We start from the raw sequence: 13516 nt of genomic DNA, 5'->3' as shown, positions 1-13516 counted from the left end.
CTAATTCAGGAGCGGCATCATCGCCGTTGCAAGGCTCAGGACCAGAAAAAATCCCGCCATGTCAGTGATCGTTGTCAGCAAAGGGCCACTGGCGACCGCCGGGTCCTGACCGATGCGCTTTAACAGCAAAGGCAGAACGCCACCGATCGATACCGCGATGATCGTGTTCAGGCCCAGCGCGCCGCCAATCACCAAACCCAGAAACGGGTTTCCTTTCCACATCCAGGCAACGAGTCCGATTAGCAGGCCAAGGACACAGCCGTTGATGATGCCGACCGAGACCTCTTTTAACCAGACCCGCATAGCATCAATGGGCCGAACCAAACCAAGCGACAACTCGCGCATGCTGACAGCAACGGCCTGATTGCCGGAACAACCGCTCATATCCGAGACCATCGGCAGGAATACAGCCAGAGCGATCACGGCAGCAAGGGTTTGTTCATAGGCGGCAATCACGCTGGCCGCGATCACGTTGAGCACGATGTTGGCCGACAGCCATTGAAGCCGCCGCCGCGCCCTGAGCGGCAAGGGCATCGATCGCAGTTCGTCCCCAAAGACACCCTGACGTTTCAGGCTTGCCGATTCCGCGCGCGCTAGCAGGGCCTCATCCACGGCAGAGCGGGAAACGACACCCACAAGGTTCCCGCCCGTTTCGACAACCGGCAACCCAAGAAAAGGGTGCTCATCGAAAAGGTCCTCCAGTTCTTCCAGCGGCATGCTGGCCGGAACCGTGATAGGGGGCACCATGATATCGGTGAGTTTGATGCTTCGCCGTGTGGACAGCAGGCTGCGTAAGGACAGCACCCCGACAGGCACGCCATCGGAATTCAAAACGTAGGGGTGCTGGCCACGGTAACGTTCCAGATCGTATTCTTCATGAGCGAAACGCCGCAGAACCTTTCCGACTGTATCGCCATCGGAAAAGGTAAAGGCTTCGGCCACCATCAGACCACCGGCGACATCGTCGTCATATTCAACCAGCCGCCGGACATCCGCCGCATCTTCCGGGTCCATCCGGGCAAGGATCGCTTCTGCATCGGCGTCTTCTAGTTCACCGATCACATCCGCCTGAATGTCGGAATCCAGCTCAAGGATGATCTCGGCGGCCTGTTCGGATACCAAGCGTTCGACAAGATCGACCGCCAGCGCGTTTGGCGCTTCTTCGACCAGTTCGGCCGCACGTTCCGGTGGCAGCAACGAGAGCGCGGCGCTTCGCTGGTCAACGGGCAGGTTGAGCAATTCCCGCAGTGCATCGCTTAACGAAAGCGGATCAAGCAGGTCTGCCAGCGCCGCCCCGTCGCGATTTTCCAACGCCAGCTGAAGCTGCGTCCCTGTTTCCTTTGGTAAGGAGTCCTTATCGCTCATCCGCCGACCTGTGGGGGTATAGATTCGCAACTTACGCCGATATAGCAGAAATTATTTGCCTATAGACAAAAAAATTTTTGATTTGTAAGAAAGTGCATGCAGGAAAATGACTGGATATCCGCCGCAGCCGAACGTCTGGCCGTCTTGTACGATCAGGAGTTTGGCGGCAAGGCCAGCGGACGGTATCGCATTCCGGACAAGTTGGTGCGTCGGATCGCCGGGCGCAGGCGTTTGTATGAAGCAGATATCCGCGCCCTGTCGATCGCACTTTTTGAACTTGGGTATGTGTTAATCGATATGGATAGTTTTTACGTTGTGATGAGCGCGAATTCGTTTGTGAATTACCGGCGCGCCAATGATGACTGCGTGGCTTAGTCGCCATGGCTAAACAAACAGGATACCCCGAAGTCATAGGATGGCGCGAGCGGATCAGCCTGCCCGAGTTCGGGATCGAGCATATTCCAGCAAAGATAGACACAGGCGCCAGAACCGCGGCCCTGCATGCCGTGGACCAGACCGTGTTCGAGGTTGATGGCGAACGATGGGTCGAGTTCATGATCCCGGTCCATAACCGCCGTTCATCGGGTCGGGTGCGCACGCGGGTTGTAGACGAGCGGGAAATCAAGAACACTGGTGGCATTCCGGAACGCCGGTTGATTGTCAGAACGCAACTTCTGCTTGGACGGCATCGCTGGCTGATCGACGTTTCGCTGGCCAATCGCGCGAAGATGGAGTTTGATCTGATCCTTGGCCGTACCGCCATTCGAAGGCGTGGGATCCTTGTCGATCCCGGTCATTCATATCTTTTGGATGCAAGAAAAGACCCGAAAAAGATGAAGAGCAAGACAAGATCCAAGGACGCAGAAGGACGACATCAATGAAGCTTGTCATGCTTGCCCGGAACCCAAACCTGTATTCCCACCAGCGTCTGAAAGAGGCTGCAGAACAACGCGGGCACCAGCTGGATATTGTGAACACGCTGCGCTGTTACATGAATATCGCGTCGCGTCGACCCGAGGTTTATTACGACGGCAAAAAGCTTGGGCGCTATGACGCGGTGATCCCGCGGATTGGCGCTTCGGTCACATTCTATGGGCTGGCCGTTTTGCGGCAGTTCGAGATCATGGGTGTCTTTCCGCTCAACGAGTCGGTTGCGATTGGCAGATCCCGTGACAAGTTGCGATCCATGCAGCTGATGGCGCGTGACGGGATCGGATTGCCGGTCACCACCTTCGCGCATGACCCGAAACAGACCGATGAAGTTCTCAAACTAGCGGGGGACGCTCCGCTGGTGGTCAAGCTGCTGGAGGGCACGCAGGGCATCGGCGTGGTGCTTGCGGATTCAAACCGGTCGGCAAAATCCGTGGTCGAGGCGTTTCGCGGCGCCAAGGTCAACATCATGGTACAGGAGTTCATCAAGGAAGCAGGCGGCACGGATATTCGTGCGCTTGTGGTCGGTGGAAAAGTGATCGCGGCGATGCAACGAAAAGGGGCCGAGGGCGAGTTCAGATCAAATCTGCATCGCGGTGGCAGCGCCAAGCCTATCAAAATCTCACCCGAGGAACGCTCGACAGCCGTGCGTGCGGCCAAGGCCATGGGTCTTAATGTGTGTGGTGTCGATATGCTGCGCGCCAATCACGGTGCGGTGGTGATGGAAGTGAACTCCTCACCCGGGCTTGAAGGGGTTGAAAAGGCCACCGGCATTGATGTCGCCGGCAAAATCATCGAGTTTCTCGAAAAGAATGCAGCCAAAGGCAACACGAAGACACGAGGCCGTGGGTAGAGGCAATGCGCGGTCCCTTTGAAATCGGAGGTTTTCGCGTACCGCCCGGTACACGAACCACTCTGGATTTGCCGGTTAGCGTGCTGTCGGATCATACACCGGTGAGCATGTCAGTACACGTGGTTCACGGCCGCCGCCCAGGACCGGTCCTGTTCGTCAGTGCCGCCGTTCACGGTGATGAGGTGATCGGCGTGGAAATCGCGCGGCGACTGCTTCGGGCGCCACAGCTTGACAAGCTTGCGGGTACCTTGCTGGTTATACCGATCGTGAATGCCTTTGGTTTCATGACACATTCCCGATACCTTCCCGACAGGCGCGACCTGAACCGTTCCTTCCCCGGCAGTGAGGGGGGGTCGCTGGCCGGTCGGCTGGCGCACCTTTTCATGACCGAGATCGTCGAGCGGTCGGACCTGGGGATCGATCTTCATTCTGCCGCGATTCACCGCACCAATCTGCCGCAGATCCGCGTCTCTCCGGCTTCGGATGTCACCCTTAAATACGCGGATTCGTTCGGTGCGCCCGTGGTGATGATCTCAAAGCTGCGCGACGGATCGCTGCGCAAGGCCGCGCAAGAGCGTGGTGTGGATATTCTGCTGTTCGAGGGCGGTGAGGGTCTGCGTTTCGACGAACTGTCTGCACGGGCGGGGGTTGCTGGCATCCTTCGGGTGATGAACGCAAAGGGCATGGTTGCCAAGCGTGGCATCGCCGCTGTGCGCGAAAAGCCTGTCCATGTCCGGTCAAGCTCATGGATGCGCGCGCCCGCCGGTGGCCTGTTGCGGACTTTCAAAGCGACCGGAGAATACGTGGCCGCCGGTGACCTGCTTGGACGCATTTCCGACCCGTTCGGAGAACTCAGGACCGATATCATCTGCGAAACCACGGGTATCATCGTGGGGCGCACTAATCTGCCTGTCGTTCATGAAGGTGACGCGTTGTTTCATATTGCGGAAACGACCGGCTCGGATGTCGAAATGCGGGTCGATACAATTGCCAGCCAGCTTGACGGCGATCCGATGTTCGATGAGGACGAGATCATTTAGACGCCGGAGCCAAAAGAAACGCGGGGCAGTTGCCTGCCCCGCGCCAGCCTACAGGATCGCACGCAATCTGTTGCTCGCCAGCGCCTCCCAAGCGGCGAGCGCGATCAGCGCAGATCCCGTGAGCCAAGCATTTGCCACTGCCACACCATGACCGGTAAAATGCAGCACCCCCGGCGCGGCGATCAGCAATGCCCCGACCGCCAATACCGGAGCCACCCGTGCGAGAAGGTGGCCCCGGCCGCTAGCGCCTGACATGACCAATACACCAATACCGATCGTCATGAAGGCGAGCGACTCACGGTCAGACGAACCGTGAGCTAGGGTTTTCTGGCTGAACAGTACAAATGGGGACAGCACTAACCAGACACCCATCCCGGCAAGCATCCACCTGTAGGGTGGAGCGGGGTTTCTCATGTTCTTGGCAACCCTGGCTTATTCGTCACCTTTGGGTTCAGGAAGCAACTTTGCCTCGACCGCAGCGACCACTTCTTCGTCATTGACGAAACCATCGGCATCCGTGTCAATTTCGGCAAAGCTCTCACTGGTAATATCGGGATACTTTGTCTGTAGCTCGGTCAGCGAAGCCAGACCATCACCGTCCGTGTCCAGTCCTACCGGCAAGGCAGCGGCCGGAAGGGCAAGGAATGACGCGAGCAGAGCAACAACAGAAACTCGACTCATTTTGTTCTCCATCAGGGAATGGGCGGTTTACCCATTGAGGGGTTGGTGCAGCGCTTGTGTGTCGGAGGCTTATCTACGGCAGACAGATTACACCTGTTCCGCAGATCGGGTTGTCCACTATACGATGAAAACTGTTGATTGGCGGTCCGATCCGGTGGGGGCACTTTCGCGCTACGCAGCATATATCGCACAATCGCATAGCGTTGAATAACGAATTTATATCACCCATAATATCGAATATTCAAATAGGTGAACGATGGACATTGAGCTCGCCCGAACCTTCCTTGCGGTCGTTGAAACCGGTACTTTTCTTGACGCAGCGGACAAGGTCCATGTTACGCAATCGACCGTCAGCATGCGGATCCGAACGCTCGAACAACAGCTTGGACAGCCCGTGTTTGAACGCAGCAAGTCCGGTGCGACCCTGACCATTGCCGGGCGGCATTTCCTCAAACATGCGCAGGTTCTGGTGCGAACGTGGACCCAGGCCAAGCTGGATGCCGGTCTGCCTGCTTCGATGGCAGCCGCCTTGGAAATCGGCGCAACACCAAGTCTTTGGGACGGCTATCTAATCAACGCCCTGCCCAAGTTGATGGCGGCACTCCCTGACGTCGCCATCCGGGCGACAGCGGCCTCGTCGGAAACACTCACGCGCGAAATCGAGGAAGGCAGCCTGGATCTTGCCATCATGTACCGGCCGCGAAACGCGCCGGGCTTGTCCGCGCTCCAGCTTTTCGAGGACGAGTTTGTCCTTGTCAGCAGCGGCCCGGAAGCCCTGCCCGCTGATCTGGGCAACGCTTATGTCCTGATAGACTGGGGCCCGGAGTTTCGCGCCGATCATATGTTGAACTTTCCGGAACTTGATGCGCCGCGCCTTCAGCTGGGCATTGGCACCCTCGGCCTGCAATATCTTAGGTCGGTTCCCTCGGCCGGATACTTCCCACAGCGCGTTGTCGACCCGGAACTTCGCAAAGGCTGGCTCAAGTTGATCGAAACGGCACCCAGATTCGCTTATGCCGCCTATGTCGTGTTCGATGAAAGCGAGGAAGACGGATATCCGGGTCAGGCCGCGCGGCAGCTTTGCCAGACATCAAGTGCACGCGGCCAGACACCGAAGCTTTGACGACACGTATTCACGCCGTTGCCGCGACCAAGCTTTATGCTGCGTCAAACGCAGCCAGCCTCCGCGCATGGTAAGTTTTGAACACCCCCAGAAGGTGAAGGGAACAAAAAGGGCCGCCCCAGCGGGACGGCCCTTCGAAAGTTCAGGAGGTCGGGTCGGTTAGATCAATCGACCAGCCGGAGCGAGCGCTCCGCCAAGGGCTGCCCTAACGGGCGATCCCCCCGGTTGTTCCGACACCTCTCTCCAATCTCTTTCTTGACACTGGATCACCTCCTTTTCTATCTGTTGCGGTTGAAAAGAAGCGTGCCACAAGTTGTGCCATTCTCAAAGCGTTTTTTTACACAGGCTGAACAGTCAGCCGCGCAACGATCACCTTGAACGGAATCAGGGCGATCAGGGCCAGCGAAAGCTTCACCAACCAGTCCGCAAAAGCCAGCGTCACCCAAAGCGGTGCCACCGGGCCGGACAACATGAAGGGTACCGGCTCCCACGCCCAGTTGATTGCGGCGTCAGCATTGGCGCCGAAGAAGGTGACCGAAGCCGAAAAGGCGAGGGTGAAGAAGATCGCCGTATCCAGTGCCGACCCCACCAGCGTCGACACCAGCGGTGCACGCCACCAGCGACCACCGCGCAGGGAATTGAACACGGTGACATCCGTCAGTTGCGCGATCAGGAAGGCGGTTCCCGATGCAACGGCGATGCGCAGCGGTACGGCAGCATAGGTGAACCCGTCACCCTGCAACATGATCTGGCTGCCGATCAGCGAACAGATAACACCGGTGACAAAGCCGGCAAACACGACCTTGCGGGCCGGACCCACGCCATAGACGCGGTTCATGATGTCAGTGACCAGAAAGGCCAGCGGATAGGTGAAAGCACCCCATGTCAGCAGCCCGTCAAGGATCAGGAACTGGACCAGAATGTTCGAGGCCACAACAATGGTGGCCATGGCAATAATGCCGGGAATGAAGTTACGTTGCATGTTTTGATGCCCGTTTTGACAAGGTAGCGGCGACTTGGCCAAGGGACCGTCCCAAGGCAAGCCGTGCCTTTAGACCTTTGCCTGCGCCCTGTCAATCGGGCAGCAGGTATTCCACAAGTTCGGTCCGCTGCAACGCCAGAAAGTTGTCATCCGAAATCATCGTGGCGCGCAACCGGCCTTGCCCGTCGCGCCAGACCGACAATCCTTCGAGGTTGTCATGCGCGCCCGTTCCGGTTTCGAACAGGGTTTCCTCGGTGCCTGGTTTCTCGTCTACCACGTCCCATCGCCGCAGTCGCGATCGAAAACCGACCAAGGATACCTTGCGTTCCAAAACGTAGAAACGCCCATCGGGACCGAAATCCGCGGCAACGGGTTTAAAGCCGCTGCGCTGTGACAGAACAAACGGGGTCGACCATGTGCCGCCATTCCAACGGTAAACCGGAATGTCCCCTTTAGCGGTGCGGTTCTTTTCGGGCAAAGTGTAAAGCCAGCCGCGCCCATCAATGGCCAGAGCTTCGAAAGAACCATTGTCGGCAAGGTCCCGAAACGCATTCGGGCGAGGTAACACACGCGCGCTCGAGCCCGGTGCAGGGTAATAGGCGACACGATGCACCCCTTCGAACGAGATGAATATCCCGCCATCCGGCGTCACCGCGATGCCTTCGGAGTCGCCGACGCCGCCTTTCATGATATGCCCATTGCTGGACAGCACCGGCCATTGACCAAGAACGTGAATATCCGCAATCTGGCCTTCGCGCCGCTCAATCCGCGCGGTCACGATCCGCGCCCGGTCGCTAAGCGCAATCATCTGGCCTCCGTCGTCCGAGATATGAAGCGCTGAAAATCCGCCAAACCAACTTGCTGGATGCCGCCAAACGAAACTGTCCAGGTGGGCCGCAGATTTCACATCCAGCGCGGCGGCCACCGGGGCAAGAAACAGCGCAGCACTCAGTTGGATTGCAAAACGGCGGAGCATTGTTGCGGCAAGTCGGCCAGAACGTATTCCCGGCGTTTCTTCGGCGGCGGTGCATTCGGATCGGGTGGCGGCGGGTTCAGAATGTTGTGCACCCATTGCCGGGCCTCGGCGCAGCCATCGCCCTTGGGGGGGGCGTCCTGATTCACGCAACCCTTTGACCCTCTGGGGCAGTTCAGGCGCACGTGGAAATGATAGTGATGCCCCCACCAAGGCCTGATTTTCCGCAGATAGGCGCGATTGCCTTTTTCGTCATCGCACATCTGAACCTTGGCCCCGGGAAACACGAAAATCCGGGCGACTCGCTTGTCTTTTGCCGCTTCGCGCAACAGCGCATGATGCTGCTTGGTCCAGTTGCCGTTGACGTAAGCGCCATTGGAACGACGAAGAGAGATGGACGAGATGTTTTCGCGTGACTTGCGGCTCAGGCGCATGTTTTGGCCTGGCAGCATCCAGATATCGATGTCCAGCCCCAGCTGATGGCTGCGATGGCCCGAGGTCATCGGCCCGCCGCGTGGCTGGCTGATATCCCCGATATACAGACCGTTCCATCCCGATTGACTTGCTGCAAACCTGCTGAGGTCCTGCACGTAGTCAATCGCCTGCGGATGCCCCCAGTTGCGATTGCGCGACAGGCGCATAGCTTGCCATGTAGGCCCCGTTTCAGGCAGTTGAACTGCCCCCGCAGCACATCCGCGCGAATAACTGCCGAAAGCGGCCGGTTTTTGCTGTGAACCTTGTTTCTGCGCCCCGAACAACTGCTTTGCCAGCGGTTCTGCCGTCGCAGTGCCTGCAAAAGCAAGCGCCGCCAAAATTACCAAAAAACGTTTTAAAATCATCTGCTCTGATCCCCTTCCGGTCTCACCCAGCGCATCAGGAATAGACCCAGAATAAACAACAGAACGATGGGTGACACCCCCAGACGAGCACTTCCTGTCACCGTGGTGGCGATCCCGATCAGAAGTGGCGCAGCAAAGGCGGTGGCACGACCCGACAGACCATAAAGGCCAAAGCTTTCGACGGGGGTCGCCGGGTCCGTATGCCGGACCATCATCGACCGGCTACAGGATTGCAGAATGCCGCCCATGCCTCCGATCAGGATACCGCAACCAAAGAAAACCATATCCGGCAAGCCCGACCCTTCGGACATGGCGATACTGAATATCTGGGACCGGTCCATTGAAACGATGGTGATGCAGACAAGGATCAACACCCAGATCGCAACGATAATCACGGGCTTGGGACCATATTTCTTGTCCAACTTGCCGCCCACCCAGGAAAATGCCGCTGCAGCCAGAACGCTGACGATGCCGAAAACACCAATCTTGATCAGGTCCCATTCCAACACTAGCCGGGCATAGACGCCGCCAAAACTGTAAAGCCCGTTCAGCGCATCCCGATAGAACATGGATGAGCCCAGGTAACTGGCCAAACTGGTGCGATGGCGCAGGTTAGACACTGATTTTGCCAACAGCCGCAGCGCCTCGGCAACGCTGCCCTTTTTGTTTGTCGTTTCGTCGTCATGGACCCAAAGGAAGTAGGGCACCATGAACAGAATGAACCATCCGGCGGTAAACGGCCCAACAAAGCGCGTACCCTGCTGTTGCGACGCATCCAGCCCAAACAAGGGGTCCATCCCGATCAGCGTTTTGCCGTTGGCCTGCTCCACAAACAGCGCAAGCATGATCGCCAGCGAGATCAGGCCGCCGAAATAGCCGAAGGCAAAGCCCGAGCCGGAGATTTCGCCAACTTCGCTGTCATCACCCAGATCGGGCAGTTGGGAATTGATGAAGATCAGGGCGTATTCCGCGCCGATGAAACCCAGACCGAAGGCAGACAGCATCAACCACATGTTCGAGCCATCGGGCATCGTGTACCAAAGCGCGCCGGAACCTACTGCGTACATCACGGAAAAGGCGAATATCCAGGGGATTCGCCGACCCGACACATCGGCCATCGCCCCCATCAGCGGTGCACCGAAGGCAATAATCAAACCAACTATGGTCATGCAGTTGGCCCAGACCACCTGCGCCTGTGCATCCGCAGACCCCGCGTCCAAGCCGGATGCCAGATAATATTCCGCAGCGACGCCCGCGAAGTAAGGGCCGAACACGAACGTTACCAAAAGAGTGTGATAGGGCTGACTGGCCCAATCGAAGAACCACCAGCCCCAGATACGCCTGCGCTTGGATTTTTCTGCCATTTCTGCCCCTGTTTTCTTGTTGCGGTCATAAGACGGGGCTTTGGGGCAATTCGCAAGCGCAGAGTTCAGTCTACTTGCTCTTTGCTGAAAGGGTGCTTAGGTCTCGTCCAACAAGAAAACGGAGATCCCATGCTGTCGCTGATCCAAATCCTGCTGCTGATCCTGGACATTGTCTGGTTCATCATTCTGGCCCATGTGATCATGAGCTGGCTGATCAACTTTCAGGTGCTCAACCTCCACCAACAACTGGTTGCACAAATCTGGTACGGATTAAATCGGATATTAGAGCCTATTTACGGGCCGATCCGCCGCGTTCTACCCAATATGGGTGGGTTGGATTTGACCCCGCTGGTGGTGCTGATCGGCGTCTATGCCTTGCGGATCATCCTTATCAACAACGCGCCCTATTTCTACTGACCTCTTGTTCACTGAATCTTAGTATGTGATTGTCCTGTTTTAAGAGCAGATAAACCTTAAAACAGGGCACCCCCGCATATGTTCGACGCCGCACCCTTGCTGCGAGATGTCTTTGGATTCGACGCCTTTCGCCCCGGGCAGGAAGAGATTGTCGACGCCGTGACGGCAGGTGAAAACGTGCTGGCGATCATGCCCACAGGTGGCGGGAAGTCTCTTTGCTTTCAACTCCCTGCACTGTTCCGCGATGGCGTGACGGTCGTTATATCTCCGCTCATTGCCCTGATGCGTGATCAGGTGCGGGGGCTGCAAGAGGCCGGGGTCGAGGCCGGTGCGCTGACATCCGGCAACACGCCCGAGGAAACCGAGGCCGTCTGGGACGCTCTGGAGGACAGGCGGCTAAAGCTGCTTTACATGGCACCCGAACGTCTGGCTGCCGGATCGGCGCTTGGGATGCTCCGTCGGATCAACGTCAGCCTGATCGCCGTGGACGAAGCCCATTGTGTTAGTCAATGGGGGCATGACTTTCGCCCTGATTACCTGCGGATCGGAGAGTTGCGGCGCGCCCTGAAGGTTCCGCTGGCCGCGTTTACCGCTACGGCGGACGCCGAAACGCAGGATGAGATTGTCGAAAAACTGTTCGATGGCATTGAGCCACGCAAATTTCTGCGCGGATTTGACCGGCCTAACATTCATCTGGCTTTCGCCGCAAAGGACGGACCGCGCAAGCAGATCCTTGATTTCGCAGATGCGCGCAAAGGCCAGTCCGGTATCGTTTACTGCGGCACCAGAAATAAAACCGAGGTGATTGCTCAGGCCCTGCGCGCCGAGGGGCACTCGGCTTGCCACTATCACGGCGGGATGGACCCCGAAGATCGCCGCATTGTCGAAACCCGTTTCGCGCGCGAGGACGGGTTGATCGTGGTCGCAACAGTGGCTTTTGGCATGGGCATCGACAAACCCGATATCCGTTGGGTCGCCCATGCGGACCTGCCCAAATCGATCGAAGCCTATTATCAGGAAATCGGACGCGCCGGACGCGATGGCGGCCCGGCCGAAACGCTGACCCTGTTTGGCCCCGATGACATTCGCCTGCGGCGGTCACAGATTGACGAGGGTCTAGCGCCGCCCGAGCGGCGCATGGCCGATCACGCGCGCCTGAACGCCTTGCTGGGTCTGGCCGAGGCCTTGGAATGCCGCCGCCAGACATTGTTGGGTTACTTTGGCGAGGCCACAGCACGCTGCGGCAAATGCGATCTGTGCGACAGCCCGCCCGAAGTTTTCGACGGCACAACTCCGGTGCGTATGGCCCTGTCCGCGATCCTTCGGACCGAGGAATGGTTCGGGACAGGCCACTTGATCGACATCCTTCTGGGAAACGAGACCGACAAAATCCGCGCCCGCCGCCATGAGGATTTGTCCACATTTGGCATCGGCAAAGATTGGACGCGCCCGCAATGGCAGGCCGTTTTCCGCCAGATGATGGGCCACGATCTGGTGCGCCCAGACCCTGAACGTCACGGCGCATTGTGCATGACCGAGGCGGCCAAACCAATTTTGAAAGGCGAGGCAAAGATAAACCTGCGCAAGGATACGCTGCGCAATGCGGTACGTCGACCTGCGGTCAAGGCTATGGTGTCCGAAGAAGACGCTCCGCTGCTGTCGGCGCTCAAGGCCAAACGCCGTGCCCTGTCCGAAGCTGCACGTGTTCCGGCCTATGTCATCTTTCCGGACCGCACGCTTATCGAGATGGCGGAAAAGCGCCCTGTAACGCTGGACGATATGGCCCGGATCGGCGGTGTTGGGGCCAAAAAGCTGGAACGCTATGGCGACACGTTCCTTGAAGTGATCGCAGGGGCGGTAAAAAGCGTCCACCCGGCGCGGCGAAAGCTGGCTGGCCGCAATCAGGGTGAGATTTACGACCGCTTGATGGAAGTTCAGTCCTTGCTGTCGCGCGGACCGGACGGGATCGACAAGCCCCTGACCTGCTCGGCCTCACAATTGGCAAAAGTTGCACAACTGCGCCCCGATGATCCCCGTGGAATTGCACAGGTGCTGGGTGATCGACGTCACGAAAGGTTTGGCGCCGCTTTTCTGGACGTACTGCGAGAGGCGGGCTAGATACCCCAAAACAGGCAAGAAAGAGGGCGGATATGCTGATCGTGATTTCCCCGGCCAAACGGCTGGACTGGGCCGAGCGGAGTGTAGGGGTTACGCAGCCCGATTTTCAGGATGATGCAATCCGGCTGTCCAAAACCGCCCGCAACCTGACGCTGGGTGATCTGAAAAAGCTGATGGACCTGAGCGACGATCTGGCACGCCTGAACCGCGACCGGTATCGCGCTTTTTCGGATGCACCCGACGCCAAGGCCACACGCCCGGCTGCGCTTGCTTTTGCTGGCGACACATATCAAGGACTTGAAGCTGCATCGCTGGACGAAGACGAGCTGTCATGGGCGCAAGACCACTTGCGCATCCTTTCCGGCCTTTATGGAGTGTTGCGACCACTCGATGCGATACAGCCCTACCGGCTTGAGATGGGCAGCAAACTGAAAACCCGAAGAGGGAAGAACCTTTATGAATACTGGCGCGACCAGCTGAGTAAGGCACTGAATGCACAAGGTGCCGAGATTAACAGCAACATTCTGGTGAATTGTGCCAGTCAGGAGTATTTTGGTGCGGTGGATTTGAATGCCCTGAACCTGCGCGTCATCACACCGGTCTTCATGGAAGATAAGGGCGGCACCCCAAAGATTGTGAGCTTTTTTGCCAAAAAGGCGCGCGGTGCCATGGCGCGGTATATCATCCAACACCGCTTGACCGACCCTAAGGGACTGCTGGATTTCGACAGTGGCGGCTATGAATACCGCCCTGATCTGTCGGAAGCGGATAAGCCCGTTTTCGTCAGACCTTATGCGGCCTGAAACCCAGGTCACTTGAACTTGCATCCCG

The 13516-nt window shown here is 57.9% G+C and carries 15 protein-coding genes; 8 read left to right on the top strand and 7 right to left on the bottom strand.

Translation table 11 applies throughout. The annotated features are described in order from the left end of the window. Positions 1–1365 carry a magnesium transporter gene (gene mgtE / locus ACR0LL_RS13485; protein ID WP_480587541.1) on the bottom strand — a complete coding sequence of 455 codons (1365 nt, stop codon included), beginning with the start codon at positions 1363–1365 and terminating at the stop codon, positions 1–3. Between the two features lie 96 nt (positions 1366–1461). Here mgtE and ACR0LL_RS13480 point away from each other — a divergent pair, with 96 nt between their 5' ends. From ACR0LL_RS13480 to ACR0LL_RS13465, 4 genes are read left to right on the top strand one after another with little or no spacing between them, the layout of a single operon-like run. Continuing rightward, positions 1462–1740, top strand: a complete 279-nt coding sequence (locus ACR0LL_RS13480; RefSeq protein ID WP_480482704.1) for a hypothetical protein — start codon at positions 1462–1464, stop codon at positions 1738–1740. A gap of 5 nt (positions 1741–1745) precedes the next feature. Further along, positions 1746–2246 carry an ATP-dependent zinc protease family protein gene (locus ACR0LL_RS13475; protein WP_480587538.1) on the top strand — a complete coding sequence of 167 codons (501 nt, stop codon included), beginning with the start codon at positions 1746–1748 and terminating at the stop codon, positions 2244–2246. Next, positions 2243–3148 (top strand): 30S ribosomal protein S6--L-glutamate ligase, encoded by a 906-nt coding sequence (rimK, locus tag ACR0LL_RS13470; RefSeq protein WP_480487873.1) that lies wholly within the window; start codon positions 2243–2245, stop codon positions 3146–3148. The genes ACR0LL_RS13475 and rimK overlap by 4 nt, the downstream gene beginning before the upstream one ends. A gap of 5 nt (positions 3149–3153) precedes the next feature. Beyond that, a complete protein-coding gene (locus tag ACR0LL_RS13465; protein WP_480587535.1) occupies positions 3154–4188 on the top strand; it encodes a succinylglutamate desuccinylase/aspartoacylase family protein in 1035 nt (344 codons plus the stop codon). Between the two features lie 48 nt (positions 4189–4236). Here ACR0LL_RS13465 and ACR0LL_RS13460 read toward each other — a convergent pair whose 3' ends face one another. Together ACR0LL_RS13460 and ACR0LL_RS13455 are read right to left on the bottom strand one after the other, a co-directional pair. Further along, complete coding sequence (locus tag ACR0LL_RS13460) at positions 4237–4470, bottom strand: hypothetical protein (RefSeq protein ID WP_480587532.1); 234 nt, start codon at positions 4468–4470, stop codon at positions 4237–4239. A gap of 150 nt (positions 4471–4620) precedes the next feature. Continuing rightward, positions 4621–4869 carry an EF-hand domain-containing protein gene (locus tag ACR0LL_RS13455; RefSeq protein ID WP_480587530.1) on the bottom strand — a complete coding sequence of 83 codons (249 nt, stop codon included), beginning with the start codon at positions 4867–4869 and terminating at the stop codon, positions 4621–4623. Positions 4870–5125: 256 nt separating this feature from the next. On the opposite strand from ACR0LL_RS13455, the gene ACR0LL_RS13450 reads away from it, so the two are divergent. Continuing rightward, positions 5126–5992: a LysR family transcriptional regulator gene (locus tag ACR0LL_RS13450; protein WP_480587527.1), complete on the top strand. Its 867-nt coding sequence runs from the start codon at positions 5126–5128 to the stop codon at positions 5990–5992. A gap of 337 nt (positions 5993–6329) precedes the next feature. Here ACR0LL_RS13450 and ACR0LL_RS13445 read toward each other — a convergent pair whose 3' ends face one another. The 4 genes from ACR0LL_RS13445 to ACR0LL_RS13430 form a co-directional block, all read right to left on the bottom strand. Beyond that, on the bottom strand, positions 6330–6974 hold the full coding sequence (locus tag ACR0LL_RS13445; protein WP_480538470.1) for a queuosine precursor transporter: 645 nt from the start codon (positions 6972–6974) through the stop codon (positions 6330–6332). 91 nt (positions 6975–7065) lie between these two features. Then, positions 7066–7950, bottom strand: a complete 885-nt coding sequence (locus ACR0LL_RS13440) for an esterase-like activity of phytase family protein (protein WP_480587524.1) — start codon at positions 7948–7950, stop codon at positions 7066–7068. Beyond that, positions 7923–8786, bottom strand: a complete 864-nt coding sequence (gene mepA, locus ACR0LL_RS13435; RefSeq protein ID WP_480587521.1) for a penicillin-insensitive murein endopeptidase — start codon at positions 8784–8786, stop codon at positions 7923–7925. Before mepA ends, ACR0LL_RS13440 begins: the two co-directional genes overlap by 28 nt. Then, positions 8783–10150, bottom strand: coding sequence for an MFS transporter (locus ACR0LL_RS13430; protein ID WP_480587518.1), 1368 nt, complete (start codon positions 10148–10150; stop codon positions 8783–8785). Before ACR0LL_RS13430 ends, mepA begins: the two co-directional genes overlap by 4 nt. A 129-nt stretch (positions 10151–10279) precedes the next feature. On the opposite strand from ACR0LL_RS13430, the gene ACR0LL_RS13425 reads away from it, so the two are divergent. The 3 genes from ACR0LL_RS13425 (at position 10280) to yaaA (ending at position 13488) form a co-directional block, all read left to right on the top strand. Next, complete coding sequence (locus ACR0LL_RS13425; RefSeq protein ID WP_170382138.1) at positions 10280–10567, top strand: YggT family protein; 288 nt, start codon at positions 10280–10282, stop codon at positions 10565–10567. 78 nt (positions 10568–10645) lie between these two features. Continuing rightward, a complete protein-coding gene (recQ, locus tag ACR0LL_RS13420; RefSeq protein ID WP_480587515.1) occupies positions 10646–12685 on the top strand; it encodes a DNA helicase RecQ in 2040 nt (679 codons plus the stop codon). A 32-nt stretch (positions 12686–12717) separates the two neighbouring features. Continuing rightward, a complete protein-coding gene (gene yaaA, locus ACR0LL_RS13415) occupies positions 12718–13488 on the top strand; it encodes a peroxide stress protein YaaA (RefSeq protein WP_267365408.1) in 771 nt (256 codons plus the stop codon). Positions 13489–13516 lie beyond the last annotated feature (28 nt).

This window comes from Ruegeria sp. AI2 (assembly GCF_056541275.1).
The sequence above is the reverse complement of the archived record's forward strand: the minus strand, read 5'-3'. Positions and strand labels throughout refer to the sequence as shown.

Coding starts and splice junctions, on each gene's coding strand:
- mgtE (WP_480587541.1), bottom strand. CDS start 1,365: ATGAGCGATAAGGACTCCTTACCAAAGGAAACAGGGACGCAGCTTCAG.
- ACR0LL_RS13480 (WP_480482704.1), top strand. CDS start 1,462: ATGCAGGAAAATGACTGGATATCCGCCGCAGCCGAACGTCTGGCCGTC.
- ACR0LL_RS13475 (WP_480587538.1), top strand. CDS start 1,746: ATGGCTAAACAAACAGGATACCCCGAAGTCATAGGATGGCGCGAGCGG.
- rimK (WP_480487873.1), top strand. CDS start 2,243: ATGAAGCTTGTCATGCTTGCCCGGAACCCAAACCTGTATTCCCACCAG.
- ACR0LL_RS13465 (WP_480587535.1), top strand. CDS start 3,154: ATGCGCGGTCCCTTTGAAATCGGAGGTTTTCGCGTACCGCCCGGTACA.
- ACR0LL_RS13460 (WP_480587532.1), bottom strand. CDS start 4,470: ATGACGATCGGTATTGGTGTATTGGTCATGTCAGGCGCTAGCGGCCGG.
- ACR0LL_RS13455 (WP_480587530.1), bottom strand. CDS start 4,869: ATGAGTCGAGTTTCTGTTGTTGCTCTGCTCGCGTCATTCCTTGCCCTT.
- ACR0LL_RS13450 (WP_480587527.1), top strand. CDS start 5,126: ATGGACATTGAGCTCGCCCGAACCTTCCTTGCGGTCGTTGAAACCGGT.
- ACR0LL_RS13445 (WP_480538470.1), bottom strand. CDS start 6,974: ATGCAACGTAACTTCATTCCCGGCATTATTGCCATGGCCACCATTGTT.
- ACR0LL_RS13440 (WP_480587524.1), bottom strand. CDS start 7,950: ATGCTCCGCCGTTTTGCAATCCAACTGAGTGCTGCGCTGTTTCTTGCC.
- mepA (WP_480587521.1), bottom strand. CDS start 8,786: ATGATTTTAAAACGTTTTTTGGTAATTTTGGCGGCGCTTGCTTTTGCA.
- ACR0LL_RS13430 (WP_480587518.1), bottom strand. CDS start 10,150: ATGGCAGAAAAATCCAAGCGCAGGCGTATCTGGGGCTGGTGGTTCTTC.
- ACR0LL_RS13425 (WP_170382138.1), top strand. CDS start 10,280: ATGCTGTCGCTGATCCAAATCCTGCTGCTGATCCTGGACATTGTCTGG.
- recQ (WP_480587515.1), top strand. CDS start 10,646: ATGTTCGACGCCGCACCCTTGCTGCGAGATGTCTTTGGATTCGACGCC.
- yaaA (WP_267365408.1), top strand. CDS start 12,718: ATGCTGATCGTGATTTCCCCGGCCAAACGGCTGGACTGGGCCGAGCGG.